14 protein-coding genes, 1 tRNA gene and 2 pseudogenes are annotated in these 17,799 nt (G+C 71.4%); 6 read left to right on the top strand and 11 right to left on the bottom strand.

The features are described 5' to 3' along the window. The first annotated feature begins 37 nt into the window (after window positions 1-37). Entirely contained in the window at window positions 38-1,021 is a 984-nt protein-coding gene (locus tag ACRAS8_RS28255; protein WP_438488808.1) for an aldo/keto reductase, read from the top strand. Further along, a complete protein-coding gene (locus ACRAS8_RS28250) occupies window positions 1,018-3,393 on the top strand; it encodes a helix-hairpin-helix domain-containing protein (protein WP_438488807.1) in 2,376 nt (791 codons plus the stop codon). The genes ACRAS8_RS28255 and ACRAS8_RS28250 overlap by 4 nt, the downstream gene beginning before the upstream one ends. 174 nt (window positions 3,394-3,567) lie before the next feature. Here ACRAS8_RS28250 and ACRAS8_RS28245 read toward each other — a convergent pair whose 3' ends face one another. After that, window positions 3,568-4,251, bottom strand: coding sequence for a hypothetical protein (locus tag ACRAS8_RS28245; protein WP_221908602.1), 684 nt, complete (start codon window positions 4,249-4,251; stop codon window positions 3,568-3,570). A gap of 47 nt (window positions 4,252-4,298) precedes the next feature. Here ACRAS8_RS28245 and ACRAS8_RS28240 point away from each other — a divergent pair, with 47 nt between their 5' ends. Next, window positions 4,299-4,487 carry a DUF5703 family protein gene (locus tag ACRAS8_RS28240; RefSeq protein ID WP_018537156.1) on the top strand — a complete coding sequence of 63 codons (189 nt, stop codon included), beginning with the start codon at window positions 4,299-4,301 and terminating at the stop codon, window positions 4,485-4,487. Between the two features lie 103 nt (window positions 4,488-4,590). Here ACRAS8_RS28240 and ACRAS8_RS28235 read toward each other — a convergent pair whose 3' ends face one another. From ACRAS8_RS28235 to ACRAS8_RS28225, 3 genes are all read right to left on the bottom strand, one after another. After that, window positions 4,591-5,466: a chaplin gene (locus ACRAS8_RS28235; protein ID WP_438488806.1), complete on the bottom strand. Its 876-nt coding sequence runs from the start codon at window positions 5,464-5,466 to the stop codon at window positions 4,591-4,593. 197 nt (window positions 5,467-5,663) lie between these two features. Continuing rightward, window positions 5,664-5,897, bottom strand: coding sequence for a chaplin (locus ACRAS8_RS28230; RefSeq protein WP_438488805.1), 234 nt, complete (start codon window positions 5,895-5,897; stop codon window positions 5,664-5,666). Between the two features lie 328 nt (window positions 5,898-6,225). Next, window positions 6,226-7,551: a M20/M25/M40 family metallo-hydrolase gene (locus ACRAS8_RS28225; protein WP_438488804.1), complete on the bottom strand. Its 1,326-nt coding sequence runs from the start codon at window positions 7,549-7,551 to the stop codon at window positions 6,226-6,228. 303 nt (window positions 7,552-7,854) lie between these two features. Between ACRAS8_RS28225 and ACRAS8_RS28220 the strand changes: the two genes are divergently transcribed. After that, window positions 7,855-7,942 (top strand) — tRNA-Leu (locus tag ACRAS8_RS28220). 276 nt (window positions 7,943-8,218) lie between these two features. Here the strand turns inward: ACRAS8_RS28220 and ACRAS8_RS28215 are convergent. Both ACRAS8_RS28215 and ACRAS8_RS28210 read right to left on the bottom strand, forming a co-directional pair. Beyond that, window positions 8,219-8,527: a hypothetical protein gene (locus tag ACRAS8_RS28215; RefSeq protein ID WP_438490622.1), complete on the bottom strand. Its 309-nt coding sequence runs from the start codon at window positions 8,525-8,527 to the stop codon at window positions 8,219-8,221. A 128-nt stretch (window positions 8,528-8,655) separates the two neighbouring features. After that, window positions 8,656-8,922 (bottom strand): annotated as a pseudogene (locus ACRAS8_RS28210) (recombinase family protein); the annotation flags it as partial. Window positions 8,923-10,429: 1,507 nt separating this feature from the next. Here ACRAS8_RS28210 and ACRAS8_RS28205 point away from each other — a divergent pair. Both ACRAS8_RS28205 and ACRAS8_RS28200 read left to right on the top strand, forming a co-directional pair. Beyond that, complete coding sequence (locus tag ACRAS8_RS28205; protein WP_438488803.1) at window positions 10,430-10,744, top strand: MazG-like family protein; 315 nt, start codon at window positions 10,430-10,432, stop codon at window positions 10,742-10,744. Window positions 10,745-11,027: 283 nt separating this feature from the next. Further along, window positions 11,028-11,488 (top strand): annotated as a pseudogene (locus ACRAS8_RS28200) (winged helix-turn-helix domain-containing protein); the annotation flags it as partial. A 61-nt stretch (window positions 11,489-11,549) separates the two neighbouring features. On the opposite strand, the gene ACRAS8_RS28195 reads toward ACRAS8_RS28200, so the two are convergent. The 5 genes from ACRAS8_RS28195 to ACRAS8_RS28175 all read right to left on the bottom strand — a co-directional run bounded on the left by ACRAS8_RS28195 (window position 11,550) and on the right by ACRAS8_RS28175 (window position 17,550). Continuing rightward, on the bottom strand, window positions 11,550-12,845 hold the full coding sequence (locus tag ACRAS8_RS28195; protein ID WP_438488802.1) for a glycosyltransferase family 4 protein: 1,296 nt from the start codon (window positions 12,843-12,845) through the stop codon (window positions 11,550-11,552). Between the two features lie 153 nt (window positions 12,846-12,998). Further along, a complete protein-coding gene (locus ACRAS8_RS28190) occupies window positions 12,999-13,139 on the bottom strand; it encodes a hypothetical protein (protein WP_438488801.1) in 141 nt (46 codons plus the stop codon). Between the two features lie 739 nt (window positions 13,140-13,878). Beyond that, complete coding sequence (locus ACRAS8_RS28185) at window positions 13,879-14,412, bottom strand: GNAT family N-acetyltransferase (protein WP_438488800.1); 534 nt, start codon at window positions 14,410-14,412, stop codon at window positions 13,879-13,881. A gap of 247 nt (window positions 14,413-14,659) precedes the next feature. Continuing rightward, a complete protein-coding gene (locus ACRAS8_RS28180) occupies window positions 14,660-15,436 on the bottom strand; it encodes a GNAT family N-acetyltransferase (RefSeq protein WP_438488799.1) in 777 nt (258 codons plus the stop codon). A 635-nt stretch (window positions 15,437-16,071) separates the two neighbouring features. After that, complete coding sequence (locus tag ACRAS8_RS28175) at window positions 16,072-17,550, bottom strand: MFS transporter (RefSeq protein WP_438488798.1); 1,479 nt, start codon at window positions 17,548-17,550, stop codon at window positions 16,072-16,074. Between the last annotated feature and the right edge of the window lie 249 nt (window positions 17,551-17,799).

Here is a 17,799-nt window from a genome sequence, read left to right as displayed (position 1 = left end):
CCCCTGCTCGCGGGGTCCGGCGCGTAGGGTCTGGCCCATGGAGCACAGGCACCTCGGCCGCACGGGCCTGCGGGTGTCCCGCCTCGGGCTGGGCACCCTCAACTGGGCGCGCGACACCGGCGAACAGGACGCCGCCGAACAGCTCAAGACGTTCTGGGAGGCCGGCGGCACGCTCGTCGACACCGCCGACATCTACGCCGACGGCGGCGCCGAGTACCTCCTCGGCCGGCTGCTGGAGGGGCTGGTGCCGCGTACGGACCTGGTCGTCGCCACCAAGGCCGGCAGCGTCCTGGCGCCGGACCGCCGGGTGGACGGCTCCCGCCGCCATCTGCTCGCGGCCCTGGACGCCTCCCTGGAGCGCCTGGGCACCGACTATGTGGACCTCTGGCAGCTGCACGCCTTCGACCCGCACACCCCGCTGGAGGAGACCCTCCAGGCGCTCGACCTGGCGGTGGCGAGCGGCCGGGCGCGCTATGTGGGCCTGGCGGGCTTCTCCGGCTGGCAGCTCGCCAAGGCCGCCACCTGGCAGCTGGCCGCCCCCGGCGTCCGCAACCGGCTGGCGAGTGCGCAGCTGGAGTACTCCCTCCTCCAGCGCGGCGTCGAACGGGAGGTGCTGCCCGCCGCCCGGGATCTGGGCCTGGGTCTGCTCCCGTCGTCCCCGTTGGGCCGCGGGGTGCTCACGGGCAAGTACCGCCATGCCACCCCGGCCGACTCCCGTGGCGCCTCGGAGCAGCTGGCGCCGTTCGTGGCGCCCTATCTGGACGAGACCGCGGGCCGGGTCGTCGACGCGGTCGCCACCGCCGCCGACGGACTGGCCGTCACGCCCCTGCAGGTCGCGCTCTCCTGGGTCCGCGACCGCCCCGGCGTGACCGCCCCGATCCTCGGTGCCCGCACCGCGCCGCAGCTCAGAGCCGCATTGTCAGTGGAGGCGCTTAGTCTTCCTGACGAGATCCGCCGGGCGCTGGACGATGTGTCGGCTCCGGTGCACCACTATCCCGACCACGACTGGAGCACGCTGTGAGTACCGACCGCGCCGGCGACAACCCGCCCGAGCAGGAGGCCGCCGCGCCCGGGGGCGGCCCGGGCGGCGAGTCCGGCGGCGCCGACGGCGCGGCACAGCCCGGCCCGGCCGCTTCCGTGGCGGCGCTGGCGGCGGCGGTGCGGGCCGTGGAGAGCGGTGAGCGCTCCGCCGCGTCGTTCTTCGCCGAGACCCCGAAGCCGGCCGCCAAGGCTCCGACGGCCCGCCCGGCCCGGGACGGCGCGCCCGGCCCGGAGGGCACCGGCGGCCCGGGCCGGGCCCCGCAGCAGGTACCGGCAGGCCCGGGCCCCGAGGCGGCCGCGCCGCGGCCCGCCGGTCCGCCGCCCGCCCCGCCCCGTCCGGCCGTCCCGGCCCCCGGCGCCCAGGGTGCCGGGGCCGGCCCCGCGGTCCCGCCGGCCCGGCCGGCCGTCGCCCCGGCCCCCGGCATCGAGGGCGTCCGGCGGGTGCTGGCCGCCGGCGGCGCCCCCGAGGCGCTGGCCGAGCGGGCCACGGAGGCGCTCGGCCAGCAGGCCGCCGAGGCACTCACCGAGGACCCCTGGCAGCTGCTGGCGGTGCCCGGGGTGCGCCCGGAGCAGGCCGACGGCTTCGCCCGGGCGCTGCTCGGCCCGGCCTGCGGCCCCGGTGACGAGCGGCGCGCCCAGGCTCTGATCGGCTGGCTGCTGGAGCAGGCCGCGGTCGCCGGCCACTCCGCCCTGGAGGCATCCGCGCTGCGCGCCGCCCTCGCCCAGCGCGCCGTACCGGATCCGGACGCCGCCCTCCAGAGCGCCATCGCGGACGGCGCGGTGCTGGTCTTCCAGGAGGCGCTGGAAACCCCGGGCCGCCCCCGGGCCGCCGCGGAGGACGACGAGGAGCAGCCGGTCCGCCTCCTGCTCGGCCTGGACCGGCTCGCCATGGCCGAGGAGAGCGTCGCCGACGGCCTGGCCCGGCTGCTGAACACCTTCGAACCGACGGCGGATGAGCCGACGGACGGCAGTACGGACGGGACTGCGGCCGAGCCGACGGACGGCGCCGCGGACGGGACCGAAGCCGCAGACAGCCCCGCAGACGACGCCCGGGAAAGCGGCGCCGCCGGTGCGCCCGCTGGGGGCGCGGACGTCGCGATCCCCCGGCCCCACCCCACCGCCGGCGCCTGGGCTCAGGCAGCGGCGGCCGCCCCCTCGTCCTCCGCCGCCGAGCTGATCCGGACCGTCGCGCACAGCGGCCTGGTGGCCCACACCGGCGGCGAGGCGGCCCGCGCCGAGCCCGCCGCGCTGGTCGCCGCGGCCCGCGCCCTCGGGCTGCGGGCGTTCGGCGCCGCGCACACCGCCGACGGCCGCCGACGGCTCGCCGCGCAGCTCGCCGAGGCCGCGCCGGCCGCCGCCCCCGGGGAGTCCGCCGACCCGGCCGCGCCGGCGGCCGCGGTGACCGTCGCCGGTCTGCTGTCCGGCCGGGAGGGCCCCGGGCGGGACGCGGACGGCGCGCTCGCGCTCGACCTGCTGGTCGTGCTGGACGCCCCGCAACTGGACCTGGAGACCGCCGCCCTGCTCGTCGAGTCGCTCACCGACGGGACGCGCCTGGTGCTCAGCGGCGACCCCGGCGTCCTGTGGTCGGCGGGCCCGGGGCGGCTCTTCCAGGACGTCCTGCAGTCCCGCTTCTGCCCCCAGGTCGCCTCCCGCACCCCGGACTTCGGCCCGATCGGCGAGCTGGTGTCGGGCATCGGCATCGGCGAGCTGACCGAGGTCGAAGCGCCCGGCAAGGAGGTGGTCACCGTCCCGGTGCGGGACGCCCGCGAGGCGGTCCACCGCACGGTCCAGTTGGTCGCCGACTCGGTGCCCCGCGCGCTGGGCATTCCGGCCGTGCAGACCCAGGTCATCACCGTCGGCCACGGCGGCGCGGCCGGCACCCGCGCACTGAACTCCGCGCTCAAGGAGCGCCTCAACCCCGGCCCCGGCCGGTTCGGCGGCTTCGACCCCGGCGACCGCGTCGCCTACTCCCCGACGCCGGGCCGTACGCTCCCCGGCACGGTCACCGGCGCCGACGCCGACGGCCTGCACCTGGAGTGCGACGGCACCGCCGTGGTCGTCCCGCGCGAGCAGGTCGGCTCCGGCACGGTCCGGCACGGCTGGGCGCTCACCGCCCATCAGGCGGCCGGGTCCCGCTGGCCGGCCGCGGTCGTGGTGCTCCCCGGCGACGCCGCCGGCGGCCTGACCCGCGCCTGGGCCTACACCGCCTTCAGCCGCGGCGAACGGCATCTGTCGGTGGTCCAGGGCGTGGGCCCGGCGCTGTCCCGCGCGGTCGCCGAAGTCCCCGCCAAGGAGCGCACCACCCGGCTGCGGACCCTGCTGCGGACGCAGACCGAGGAACAGTCCGAGTAACCGAGGAACATGCCGAGTAACCGAGGAACAGTCCGAGTAGAGGAACAGCCCGAGGACTGACGCACCGCCCCGCCCGGCCCGAGGATTCCGAGCGAGAGGCCCGGATTCCCGGCGAGGGGCCCGCGGGGCGGCGGCACACCGGCCGTCCGTCCCGCGGGCCCCGTCCACCGCGCCTCACCGGCTCCGGTCGGCCGGCTCCAGCAGATCGTCGTCATCGTCGTCGTCGAGTTCCTCGTCGAAGACCGAGCTGACGTCGAAGCGGCACACCACCCGCTGCGGATCCGCCTGGTCGAACGGCGCGGAGAGCCACTCCCCCGGCTCGGCCGGCTCGTCGACGGCCGCCACCCACAGTGTGGAGTCGCCCTCCTCCAGGCCGAACTCCTTGTGCCGGGAGGCGATCTCATCCGGTTCGTACTCCCCGAAGAGGACACCGAGCGCGGCGTACACACTGCTGCCGACGAGCGTGGCGGCGTCGGGGGCATTGCCCGTGGCGTCGTCGGCGGCGTCCGGGTCCAGGGCCGCGATGCGCTGGGCCTGATGCAGCAGCCGCTGCGGCTTGGCGACGGTGTAGTCGCGCCGGATGAGCACGCTCAGCGCGCTCGGTTCCTCGGGCCCCGCATAGGCGGGCAGGGCGTCGTTCCCGGGGATCTCGAAGGGAGTGACCTCGTCGTAGGCGTCGTAGAGCAGCTCGTCATAGCGCTCGGCAGCCGCGGCGACTTCGTCGAACGCGGCGTAGACGGCGGGATCGTCCGCCCCCGTGCGGCGTTCGACCGCGTCGAGGTGACGGTCCAGCGCGGCTTTGACCGCCTCAGCGGCGGCACGTACCTCGGCAGCGGAAGGCTGCGCAGCATCAGACATAGTGCAGACGCTATCCGTACCGGGGCCGGTCCCGCACAATAGATGCGATGCCGGAATACGAATTCTGCGATGTGTATGTGCCTCGGGGCGTCTCCCGCAAGGCCGCTACCCGCCTGCTGACCGACCATGCCGAGTACGGGCACTGGGAGTTGGACCGACTTCGTCTCAATCCCGACGGCAGTCGCCGGGTGCGGCTGCGTCGCCGGATCATCCGCCAGCTGCGCGCCACGTGGTGAGCCCGGGAACGTGTGAGAGAGGCGTGAGTACGGCAGAGCGGGCCCGGTCGAAGGACGGGGCCCGCTCCGTCATGCGTTCCTGCTTCCTACGGAGTGCCGCTGATCACCTACGGGCGGTGCGCGCCCGGCGGTAGAGGACGGCTCCACCGAGCAGCATGCCCGCGCTGGCCGGGATCGCGTAGCCCAGCGCCCCGGCACCGGTGTGCGCGAGCTGTGCTCCGCCCTCCGGCGCCGTCGCGTTGTGGCTTCCCGTGTGCGTCGCCGGGACGCCCGGCGACTGCGGGGTGCCGGGCCGCGACCCATGCGCCCCACCCGGCCCGTGCGGGTGCCCAGGCTGCTGGGGCGTACCCGGGTGGTGCGGCGTACCGGGAGGCTGCGACGGGTGGCCGGGCTGACCCGGGTGACCGGGGTGTCCGGGGTGGCCCGGGTGTCCGGGGTGACCCGGGTGACCCGGGTGGCCCGGCTGACCAGGCTGTCCCGGGTGGCCCGGACCCTCCGGCGAGGCGTCGTTGTCGTTGCCGCAGTCGTTGCCGGACGACGGGTTCAGCACGCCGACCGCGTCGACGGTGTTGCCGCAGACATTGACCGGGACGTCGACCGGCGCCTGGATGGTGTTGCCGGAACCGACGCCCGGCGAGTGCGTCGCCCCGCCCGTCGCGCTGGCGCCGCCGGGCGTCCGCCGGTGCTTCCCGTGGCCCTGACCGTGATCATGGCCGTGGCCGTGACCATGACCGTCGCCCCCGTTCCCGCACCCGTTGCCGAACGACGGGTTGAGCGCGCCGACGACGTTGACGGTGTTGCCGCAGACGTTCACCGGAACGTCGATGGGAGCCTGGATGATGTTGCCGGAACCGACGCCCGGCGAGTACGCCGTGCGGCCCGCGGCACCGGAGTCCGCGTGCGCGGCTCCGGCGGCCATGGCGAGCGCGCCACCGGCGGCCGCCATGGTGATCAGCCCTTTTCGCGCGACCTGTCTCATTGGTGTTCCCCTGCCTAGTGCTTTACAGGAATGCGGGCGGATGGCCGCCGCCGGAGGTGAGAGCACGCTCCGCGGACTGCCTCCCGGGGAGGGGCACCCACCCGCGAGAATGCCCAGCGGCTCCGGAATGTCGTCAAGGACATTCCGGAGCCTGACCTGGCCGGGCCCGAAATCGGGCCGAGAGGCCGTCGATAACGTCAGTCGTTCCCACAGGGGTTGCCGAAGGACGGGTTCAGCAGGCCGATCACGGAGATCGTGTTGCCGCAGGTGTTCACCGGAACGTGCACCGGAGCCTGGACGAGGTTGCCGGACAGCACACCCGGGGAGCGCACCGCGGCACCCTGGGCACCGGAGTCGGCAACGGCCAGGCCGGCACCGGCGAGTACGACTCCACCGGCCACCGCTGCTGCGGCTACGACCTTCTTGATCATGGTTCCTCCTTGTAGGCAATGCGGTCCCAGCCGCGGACCGCACCCACGTCAACGGAGGTAAGGCTCATGAAGCTACGAACACATCGCAGCGTTCATCCTTTTCAGCGAAGTCAACGCCAAAGGCAGGGTTTTCACGCCGACTTCACGTTACGCGCACGCCTCGGCGGGGCGAACTCCCAAGACGGACAAGGCCGATGAGGCGGACGGCCACCCACCTCGGACGCACCATCCGGACGCACCACACCACACCTCGCCCCTCCACATCACCCCCTCCGAAATCGTTATCACCCCCTCCGAAATCGTCCCGTATCGTCCCGTTCCCCCCGCCTCAACTCTGGTCGATGAACCGGTCGAGTACCCGCACCCCGAACTTCAGCCCGTCCACCGGAACCCGCTCGTCCACGCCGTGGAACATCCCGGCGAAGTCCAGCTCCGGCGGCAGCTTCAGCGGCGCGAACCCGAAGCCCCGGATGCCGAGGCGGTCGAAGGACTTGGCGTCCGTCCCCGCGGAGAGCATGTACGGCACGGCCCGCGCGATGGGGTCCTCGGCCTGCAGCGCCGACTGCATCGCGTCCACCAGGGCGCCGTCGAAGGTGGTCTCCAGCGCCTTGTCCGCGTGGATGTCCTCGCGCTTGACCCGCGGGCCCAGGAGCCGGTCCAGGTCGGCCAGGAACTCCTCCTCGAAGCCGGGCAGGAAGCGGCCGTCGACGCACGCGGTGGCCTCGCCCGGGATCACGTTGACCTTGTAACCGGCGCCCAGCTGCGTGGGGTTGGCGGTGTTCCGCATCGAGGCGCCGATCAGCTTGGCGATTCCGCCGAGCTTGGCCAGCGTCGCGTCCATGTTCTCCGGGTCCAGCTCGGTGCCCAGCGCGTCCCCGAGTTCGTCCAGGAAGACCCGCAGGGTCTTGGTCACCCGCACCGGGAACTCGTGCCGCCCCAACCGGCCAACGGCCTCGGACAGTTCGGTGATGGCGTTGTCCCGGTGGATCATCGACCCGTGCCCGGCCGTGCCGGCCACGGTCAGCTTCATCCAGTGCATGCCCTTCTGGGCCGTCTCCACGAGATACAGCCGCAGGTTCTCGTTGACCGTGAACGAGAAGCCGCCGACCTCGCTGATCGCCTCCGTCACCCCCTCGAACAGCTCCGGGTGGTTGTCGACGAGGTACCGCGCGCCGTACGTACCGCCCGCCTCCTCATCGGCGAGGAACGCCAGCACGATGTCCCGCGGGGGCCTGCGCCCGGTGCGCAGCCGGTCGCGCACGACGGCCAGCGTCATCGCGTCCATGTCCTTCATGTCGACCGCGCCCCGGCCCCACACGCAGCCGTCCGCGATCTCCCCGGAGAACGGGTGGTGCGTCCAGTCATCGGCGTTGGCCGGCACCACATCCGTATGCCCGTGGATCAGCAGGGCCGGCCGCGAACGGTCCTCCCCCTCGATCCGCGCGACGGTCGAGGCCCGTCCCTTGTGCGACTCGAAGATCTGCGGCTCCAGGCCGACCTCGGCGAGCTTCTCGGCGACGTACTCGGCGGCGACGCGCTCCCCCGGCCCCGAGTGATCGCCGTAGTTGCTGGTGTCCATCCGGATCAGGTCCCGGCACAGGTCGACGACCTCGTCCTCGCCGGTGACCGTAGCTGCCGGCCGCGACTCGCTCATGCCCGGACCTCGCTTCGCCCGGCCCGGCCTGCGCGGGGCCCGCACCTCTCCATGGTTCGCTCGCGAAGCTCGCTCACACTGCCTCCTCTACGTTCACGGCCGCGGCGCACCCGAGGGCACCCCGCGACGGGGTCCACCGCCATCCTCCACCCGGCACCCGCTCCACCCAAGGCCGCAATACGCCCGACATGTGCCGGTCACAGCCCCGCGGCCGCTCCGGACCAGGCGTGATCGACCACCCCCGAACGTTTGCTATTGTTTTCCTCGTCGGAACGGCCCGGAGGCCGCAACGACAGACACCTTGTCCGGGTGGCGGAATGGCAGACGCGCTAGCTTGAGGTGCTAGTGCCCTTTATCGGGCGTGGGGGTTCAAGTCCCCCCTCGGACACCAACCAAATCCCCATGGTTTCTCTGAAGCCGTGGGGATTTGTCGTTTTTGGGGGCGTGCGGGGTGGGGGTGATCTCGGCGTGGATGGTCTGGTGGCTGGGGGTGTAGGTGAGCTGGAGGCCGAGCTGGCGGTATATCTCGGCTTTGTCTTCGGGGTCGGCTTGGCGGATGGCAGCGGCCATCGGCGCCCGTTCTTGGCCTTCGGCCGGGAGCGGGCGTTTGTCGTTTCTGGCCTCCTTTCGTTTGGGCCGGATGGAGTGAGGAGCCGGTCGGCGGCTGTCAGCCGATGAAGATCCTTTCTGTGGTGGGGGTGCTGGCGGTGAGGGTCATTCCTTTCGGGTCGTAGGCCAGTGTGATCTTTGCTGTCCGGAGGCGGGTGACGATGGCGGGGGGGCGCGGTACTGGTGGCGTCGGGGCTGGCTGGTTTGGGGCCAGGCCGAGTCTGATCGCGAGGGCGGGCGGGTGGGGCAGGATGCGGTCTTCGCGTACGTAGGCATTGCGGGGCCGGTTGCTGCTGGAGGCGGTGGCGGGAGTGTGGCTGTGGCGGCAGCGGTAGGCGGGGTGTTGGTGGGACCAGCAGGAGTCCATCTGGCGCCGGCAGAGTGCGCAGCGGAGCAGGCCGGTGAGGAGGTATGTGCGTCCGGGGCGGTTTCGCGTGGGGTGCGGATGTGCTGGACGGCGACGAAGTCCGTCTCGCTGACCAGTGCCCGGTGGGCCGGTGTGGTGGAGATGCTCCAGTTTTCGGGGGTGTGCCAGCGCCTGACGTCACGGTTGCCGAGTGTGGTGTTGGTCGGGTCGAGGAGGACGTGGTCGGTGCGTTGCCGGTTCCAGACCTGACGGCCGGTGTAGCGGGGGTTGGCCAGTATCGCCCGCACGACGGTGGCGTTCCATGTTGTCCTGCGGCGGTGGGGGTTGCGTTCGGGGTCGGCGGCCGAGGGGCAGGGGATGTGGGCGTCGTTCAAGGCGCGTGCGATGCGGGCCATGGTGTGGCCGGCGAGGCGTTGGGGGAAGATCCAGGTGACGATGGGGGCGGTGGTGGGGTCGGGGACGAGGCGGTGGGCACGTACGCCGCGTCGGGCCAGGCCACGGTTGGGGTGTGGGCCGGCGTCGGCGAGCCGGTAGCCGTAGGGTGGGCGGCCGCCGAGGTAGCGGCCTTGGTCGCGGGCTTGGATGGTCATCGAGGTGAGGGCGCGCATGCGGGCGCGGGCGACCTCGCGCTTGGCCCGGATGCCGAGCAGGACCATGAGTTCCTCGTGGCCGGCGGTCTGCGGATCGGCGGCACCGCCCAGCTCGGGGACCCACACGGGGATCTTGTAGTGGTCGAAGAGTGGTGCCAGGACGGTGAATTGGTTGCCGTGGAAGGCGCGTTCACCGGAGCCGATGACGATGGCGTCGAAGGCGCGGTCGGGGTCGGCGAGTGTGGCCAGGAGGGCGGCTGCTTCGGGGCGGCGTGGCCAGGGGGTGCTGCGGCTGCGGCCGATGTCGAAGTACTCGGCCGTGATGTGGCCGTAGCCGGAGGTGAGGGCTTGGGCGCGCAGGAGCTGCCAGCCGCGGGAGGTGGCGGGGTCCTGGTGGTCCTCGGCGGAGACGCGTCCGTAGAAGGCGAACCGCAGCACAGGCGATGCAGGAGCCGCAGCAGACATCGTGGTCTGTTCCTGCACCCACTGGTCCAGCCCCGGGAGCCGGTCGGTTGCCCATGACGCCGTGTCACCGGGCAGCGGAAGGGAGCAGATGTCCGACGTCATGGCTACCTCCAGCGGTTGGTGGCTGACGGCATGACTCCACTGTCATGGACGGTCAGGGAGGTGGGGAGTCGCGTTCATCCGCGCGGGTGAAGGGGACTTGGCAGTGTCGAGACCTTGGGACTGCGCTTTGCTCGCCACGTAGGCAACGAGGACCAAGTGCACGGGGCTTTTGTGGTCTGAGGCGTTGCCGACATCCAGCAGCTCAGCGAGGCCATCGGCCTCGACTCATGCATCGGCCGCGCCGGCCTGAACGCCGTCCCCGGCCACGGCGGAAAACGGCTGCCTGCCCAAGGACGTCCGTGCCTTCACCGTCTCCGCCCACAACCTCGGTGCCCACGAAGCCGTCACCCTCCTTCAAGCCGGAACAGGTCCATGCCTCCCGCCCGGCCGCTGCTCTCCGGCTCACGAGGACACCCTGGGCCGTCCTGTGTCCGGGACGCGGGTCACGGTATGGGGCGCATCCTTCAAAGCCGGCACCAACGACGTCCGAGAATCGCCCGCCCGAACTCGACTACGCCGAAGACCTCAAGGAGTCCGCCAAGGACACCGACCTCGTCGTCATCGCTACCGAATGACCACAGTTCCGCGACGCCGACCCCAAGGCCCCGGCCACCCTGGTCGGCCAGCCGGTCATCGTCCACCTCCGCAGCCTCATTGACGCCGAGGTCGGATGCGCGCCGGGTGGACCGTACGCCAACTCGGCCGCCCCGCACAGGCACAACCGACACACGGAGAGGAGATTCCCATGGACGATCCGTGGGAGAGCATCACCAGGCTCTCCGCGGTCTGCGGCGAGGCGATGCATGGCCTCCATGGCTTGAAGGGCCTGACCACCTGCGGCGACGAACACGGTTGGGACGAGGTACAGAACGGCCTCGTTGGCGCCGTCATCGTCGCACTGCTTGCCATGCGCTGCATCGACGATACCGGCAGCCACAGCACCTTCAACGAGATCTTCCACCGCCGCACTCGCAGTGGCCACGAGGTCGCAGCTGCCTGTTTTCGCTTCTTGGGGCCGCGTCACCGACTCGCAGGCTTGCGGTGGTCTGAGCAGTCGTGATGCCGGCGTGGAGGTGACACTCCGGTCAGGCGCGAGGCGCTACGTCGCTGACCTGTGTCGACAGCTGGTTCGTTCCTGGATCGGAGGATTCGCGCTCGTGGCCCGCAGTGCGCTGACCCGGTGATCACGGTGCGAGGGGTCCAGTGCGGCATCCGACGCGTGGTGGCTGGCCGGCTCGGCTGTCCGGGACGTCCGGGACGTCCGGCGCGGAAACCGCGTTCTGCCGCCTCTGAGGATTGCGGATTGGGGCGACGTGTAGTCACTTTGGTTGTGTGTCTGGTAGTTGAGGTATGCCGATGGGGCGGCTTGACCGCGTGGGAGCAGGCCCGGCGGGAGCGGGTGCGGTTCGAGGTCGCCGTGATGTTCGAGCAGGGTGTGGCCTGGCCGGTGGTGGCCAAGGAGTTACGGGTGTCGCGGAAGTCCGCGTATGCCTGGCATGCGCTGTGGCGTGAGGGCGGGTGGAGGCGTTGCGCTCGAAGGGGCCCAGCGGGCCGTCCTCGCGTATGAAGCCCGAGTGGCGGGTGTGGCTGGAGGAGGCGTTGAGCCAGGGTCGGCCCGCATGGCTGGGTGGAGGACCGGCGGTGGTTGCTGCCGCGGATGACGTTGCTGATCGCGCGGCGGTTCCACGTCCGGTTCAGCACAGCGCAGGCCCGCCGGATTCTGCACCAGAGGGGGTGGAGCGTGCAGGTCCCGGTGCACCGGGCCGCCGGGCATGATCCGCAGGCGGTGGAGCGGTGGATGCGGCCTGCGGGAGTTCCTCGGCGGCTAGGCGGCTGCTTCGGGGAAATCCCCGGTCTCCGCCCGGTCACCCCTGCCGTGCGCCCGGACACTGGTCCGGACGCCCCTGGACCCCTTGGACCACCACCTTGATCCGGTCCTTGGTCACGTACCACGCCCCCACGCCGTACGCCGCCGTCTGGTGACCGAGTCCGCGCAAGCGTCCCCGGGCGCCCGCCTTGCGGTCCAGCAACTCCTGGAAGAACGCCTCGTACCTTGTGACGATCCGCGCCGTGTCATACCGGCGGCCCTTCTCCAGGGCCGCCCGGCCCATTCGCTTGCGGCGCCCGTCGTCCTCGATCAACTCCAGGATCGCGTTGGCCAGCGCCCCGGGATCACGCGGCGGGACCAGCAGCCCGTCCACACCGTGCTCGATGATCTCTCCTGGCCCCAGCGGGCAGTCCGTGCTCACGACCGGCAGACCGACCCGCATCGCCTCGACGATGGTCATTCCGAACGACTCCATGCTTGAGGAGACCACCAGCATCGAGCCCTTGGCCATCTCCGGTTCGACGGGCGCGACCGAGCCCATCAACGTCACGGCGCCGTCGAGATCCAGTTGGCTCACCAGCCGTGCCAGCTCTTCCTTCTCGGGTCCCTCGCCGTACAGCCGCAGACCCCAGTCCGGCCGCTCCTCCCGGACCTTGACGAAGGCCAGAATCAGGTCCTCGTACCGTTTCACCGGAGCCAGCCGGCCGACCGCGACCACATGCCTGGCGTCCAGTGTGCTGGGCGCGATCCCCGGATCGGGGACGCTGTTGGGCATCGCCTGGATCCGCACACCCGGCAGCCGCAGCCTGCGGAGGTAGGAGGCGGAATCGGCTTCGGTGGTCGTCGTGATCGCGTCCAGCCGTGGATACAGCCGGCGGACCCTGAGCACCAGCCGGGTGGGATGGGTGTTCAGCGTCAGGTGCTCCTGACCGATCCGCACCAGGCGGCGCGGGGCCTGCCGGGCGATCTGCACGTTCAGCCCCGGCCGGGTTCCGATCACGATGTCGGCGTCCAGGCCCCGCAGATCGGCGCCGAGTCGTTCGTCGGTCAGTTCGCTGTACCGGTGGTAGTGGCCGTCCTCGCGCGGGTAGACTTTCGCGGGACGCTTGGCGAGCGGATGGTCGCCCACGTAGGACGCGCTCTTCTTCCGTAGATCCACCAGGTATCGCAGCCGCACCCGCGGGTCCAGGAAGAGCTGGTGTTTCGTCCGGTACCGGAACACCGAGACGATCTCGACCGGATGCCGCTCGACGAGACCGTTGGCCAGATTGAACGTGGTGCGGATGGTCCCGCCGATTCCGTAGGCGTGGTGGATCAGGAAAGAAATGCGCATGCGTATCCCATACCCGCTGGTCGTGCGGGCGGCGCGCAACAACTGGCGAAACACCATTTCGCGTGCGTGAACACGGGCCGTAGCGTGGAGTTTTGACTATTCCCCTCCCTCAAGGAGGGGATTTCTGGCTCAGCTGCCCGCTGAGGCAGCGCCTCAGCGGGTCTTACGCCTTCGGCACCAGCCGGGTTCGGACCAGCCCGCACCAGCATCACGCGGGTGGAGTTCGGCCAGCCGCATCGCCAGTCTGCTGGGGGTGCCGTCGGTGTGGGTGAGGGCGGGGATGTGGGTGTCCATGCCCGGCTCAGCGTCCTGGACGGAAAGCTTGAGTAGGGGTGGGGCAGGTGGCCGGGCTGGGTGGTGAACACGGTCCAGCCCGCTCGATGGCCCACCCGGGGAGCGCAGTGCCGGGGCGGGTGCGGCGTGCGGTTCGTCGGGGACGGGAAGCCAGATGGTGATGGGCAAGGAGCGGGTGGCGTGGGGCCGGGTGGTGCGTGGAGTGTGGGGCGAAGTGGCGCGCATAGGTGAGTGGCGCCCGGGAAGTGGGATCGGATCCGTCTGGTGCTGACATGAAGTAAAGAGAAACGACCGGCCGGAATTGTCACCCACGGAGGGAACGTTCGATGCGCTGCTGCGGTGGGTCGACGAGTTGGTCGAAGGTGCGTGCAGGCGCTCGGAGGAGGGCGCCCGCTGGAAGGGCTTGGCCGCCTGAAGCCTGTCCGGCGGATCTTCCATCTGTTGGACGGTCCTCAGCTCGCCGATGCGCTCGGTCACGTAGGTGTAGAGCGCACGGCGGTCGCGGCAGAGGATCGTGCCCACCAGGTTGATGGTGCCGGTGGCCGCGGCCACCCAGGGGGGTGCTGGACGAGGGCGCGGCCGGCCTCGTCCAGGTTGTGCGGGGCCACCGTGGCGTCCCGTGAAAGTGCAGGTCGCGGTGGGAAAGCAGCCTCTTTCGCCTACTCGGCGGCGGTCAATGCGGTCGGGGGCGTATGGACAGCGGTCGACTGTCTCGTGCTGATCCGGCGGCTCGGCTGGTTCACGCCTGGAACTCGGTGAGGTCGATGGTGTGAACGTGCAGCGGAAAGTCGTACACCGGGTGTGCCGTCTCGCGTTCCGGCTCCATACCGAGCTTGCGGATGACGTTCTCGGAAGCGTTGTCGCCCACCCGGTTGATGCTGATGACGCGGTCGAGGCCACGGTCCTGGAGCGCGAACTCCAGCGTGGCTTGGGCCGCTTCGGATGCGTATCCCTGGCCCCAGAACTGTGAGCCGAGCCGCCAGCTGATCGCCACGGCGGGCAGCACCTCCGGAAGGAACTCGGGCACGGACAGACCCGTGAAGCCGGCCAGTTCACCTGAGGCCAGCAGTTCGACGGCGAAGAGGCCGAAGCCCTCCTCGTCCCACTCCTCCTCCCACCGTTCGAGGTCCTCTGCCGTCTGGTCCAGGTCGCGCACCGAGCCGTTGTCGATCCAGTGCATGACCCGCGGGTCGGCGTTGATCTCGGCCATGGGAGCGAGGTCGTCATCACGCCAGCGACGGAGCAGGAGACGGGGGGTGCGGATCTCGGTCATGGCGCCCATCCTGCCGAAGGCAAGGGCCTCATCGGTAATCGGCGCCGCTCCCGGACTCTCAAGGCGTTATGGCGTGCCCGCACGGGCCTTGCCAGGTCCACATCAGGTACGGCATGGGCAATGTTGGGGGACTCTCAGCGCCACCGCCTCCGCGGCGGTGCCAACTCGCCTCGCGGTCATCGGCGGCCTCATCGTCCTCGCCAACCGCCGGTGCCTCCCATCGGCCGGCGCCGGGTTCCGCGTGATGTCAGCCGAGCGTGTGGACGTACGGGGTGGTGGTGGCCAGCGGTACGAACCCGAGTCGCCGCAGGATCGGACGGCTCTGGTCGGACGCGTCGACCTGCAGATAGCGGTAGCCGCGTTCGGCGGCGATACGGGTGCGGAAGGCGACCAGGGCCCGGTAGACGCCCCGGCCACGCCACTCCGGCACAGTGCCCCCGCCCCACAGGCTCGCGAAGGACGTCCCTGGGTGCAGCTCCATCCGCGCCGCGCTCACCGGCACGTCACCGGCCATGGCCACGACCGCCGGAGGCAGGCCGGCGGCCAGCTGACCGAGCAGAAGCTGCCGATGGTACGGCCGCGCCTCACCGAACGCCCGCTCCTGCGCAGCCACCGCGAGCTCGACCCCGGCAGCATCGGTCACCGGGAGCAGGCGGACCCCCTCGGGCAGTTCGATGCTCGTGGGCAGGTCTTTGATGTCGGCGACCATCAACGTCTCCTCGGGCTCGGGTACGAAACCCGCTCCCCGCAGCCGTCCGGGCAGGTCGGCCGGCCGGTCGTACCCGTACAGCTTCCACTCGAACCCGCGCCCGAGCGAGGTGAAGTACTCCACCTGTTCCGCGATCGCGGCGTCCGCCGTCGCGGCGTCCAGGTCCGACCAGACGACCCCGTTCCAGCCGTCGGCGTCCGCGCCTACATGGCGCACGACGCCGCCCACCCGCTCTACCCGGGCTCCTGGCTCATCGGCCCGGATGCCCTGCCGCATCTCGCGATCGAAGATCGCCAGCACTGTGTCCTGGTCCATCCGCTCACTCCAGCATCACCAGACGCACGAGGCAACGGAAAATGAGCGGACGGGCCTGGCGCGCCTACAAGTTGCTGCAACTGCTCAGCATCGGCAGCGCCGATGGCGCGTGGCCCTGCCCGGCAACTGGCGGATCCAGGATCCGAAGCAGTGCTCTGGTTGCCGGTGCTGGGACCGCGCGCCCGACGGCCCCGCGAGGTTTCCTGCCTGCGGGGCCTACACTTCTGTGATGAATTGCGGGGATATCGAGCAGGCGCGGCGCTGGTGTTGGCGCTCTTTGATTTTCCCCACCCAGTGATCAAGGGGTCACCAGACCTGCTCGCCCTGGCTCCCCACCTGTTGTGCGGGCTGGACTCGTATCTTGGGACACCAGTCGAAGGTAGTCGAAGGTAGCTGTGCGTGACGTTCGCGCGTGCCGTCGGCGGCGCTGTCCTTGACAACTGTGTGGCTGACGGTGGCAACCGGGTGCGCTGCCTTGTTCTTGCCCGAGGTGGTGATGAGCTTGCGCCCGCCCCGCCTGCTGGAGCAGAAGGTGTTCCACCCCATGAACTACGTGAGGCGGGGCGGCGCGAAGAGGTCGTCATGCGTGGACCTGGAGCGACTGCACGCAGGCGGGCATAGCGGGCTGACGAGGTTCAGTCTCGGGGTAGGAGAAGGCGGGAGAGAGTGGTGGTGGCGAGGAGGAGGGTTGCGACGGCGAGAAGGCAGAGGCGCATGCCTGGGAGGGAGAAGCCACCGCCGGGGCCGGAGAGCAGGCTGCCGAAGAGGGCGATGGCCAGCGCACCGCCGGTCTGGCGCAGGGAGTTGAGCAGCCCTGACGCGGTCCCCACGCGCTCCCTTGGGACGGCGTCGATCAGCAGCGCGGTCAGCGCGGGTACCGCGAGTGCTCCGCCGATGCTCAGTGGCAGCAGCAGGAGCAGCACCAGCCACACCGGGGTGTGTGCGGTAAGCAGCAGCATGGCCAGCATGGCCGCGGTGAAGACCAGCTGACCTGCGATGATCACTGGCCGTCGCCCGATCCGCTCCGCCAGGCGTGGTGAGAGGAGGTTGGTCGCCGTCACCACCGCCGACATCGGGACGAACATCAGCCCGGCCGCTATCCCCGACATCCCGCGCAGCTGCTGGTAGTACAGCCCGAGGAGGAAGATCCCGCCGTAGAAGGCGGCGTTGACGGCGAAGCCGACCGCAAGCGGGACAGACACCTGGCGTTCCCTCAGCATGGCCAGGGGGACCATGGGTTGGCGGTGTCGCGACTCCACCACGCGGAAGGCGAACCCGGAGGCGACGGCGAGCACGGCGGCGATCAGCACGGGGAGACTGGTCCAGCCCAGGTGGCCGCCTTCGATCACCGCGAAGGTCAGCCCGGCCAGGGCGAGTACGGCGGTGAGCTGGCCGCCGCCGTCCAGCGCGGCGGGGCGGCGTGGGGAGCGTGGCACGCGGACCAGCAGGCCGAGAATCACCGCGCCGACCGGAAGGTTGAGCAGGAAGACCGCCCGCCAGCCGGCCGACTCGGTCAGGAGCCCGCCCAGCACAGGTCCCGCGGCCATCGCCACCGAGCCGCCGACCGTCCACAGCGCGATGGCGCGGGCGCGCTCCTGGGTGTCCTCGTACGCCTGCCGGATCAGAGCCAGCGAGGCCGGCATCACAACCGCGGCGGCGCCGCCCTGCGCCAGGCGCGCGGCGACCAGCACACCGATACCGGGCGCGAGTGCGCAGCCGAGGGAGGTGAGGGTGAACAGGGCCACGCCCCAGGCGTAGGCGCGGCGGGCGCCTGCGCGGTCGGCGATGGCGCCGGCGGAGAGCATCAGGGCCGCGAACATGAGGGTGTACGCGTCCATCACCCACTGCTGCCCGGCCATCCCGCCGTTGAGGGAGTCCCGGATTGCGGGCAGTGCGATGTTCACGGCCGACACGTCGATGGTGATCACTGTGAACCCGAGGAGCGAAGCAACCAACGCGACGCCTGCCCGCCGCGGCGGAGCAGGGGCGCTGGCGGGCAGCGCGGTTGGCCGGGCTCGCTTCGGCCGGCGTCGCCGCAGCCGGGGAGCCGACAACTCGGGGTCGTGCCCGGGGGCGGTGGCAGTGGACGGCGAGGGGGGAGGGTTGCCCGGCATAGTGATCTCCTGGACGAGGCAGGCTGGGTGACGGTATCCATCAGGGGCGATCGGGCGGGCGGCCGCAGTCCGTCGGGCCGCGGTCCGGTGTCTTGCACCCCCTGGGCCCCGGCGGCCGGGCCGCCCGCTCCGGGATCAACTCTCCGCCCGCCCGTGATCGCCCGGCAGACCGCGCTGTACCCGGGGTGCGGCGTTCCAGGCCCTGACACGGCCCCCCACAGCCCCCGCCTGCCTGCCACAATGGGCCGA

Source organism: Streptomyces sp. S186 (genome assembly GCF_051603415.1).
Classification (GTDB): domain Bacteria; phylum Actinomycetota; class Actinomycetes; order Streptomycetales; family Streptomycetaceae; genus Streptomyces.
The sequence above is the reverse complement of the archived record's forward strand: the minus strand, read 5'-3'. Positions and strand labels throughout refer to the sequence as shown.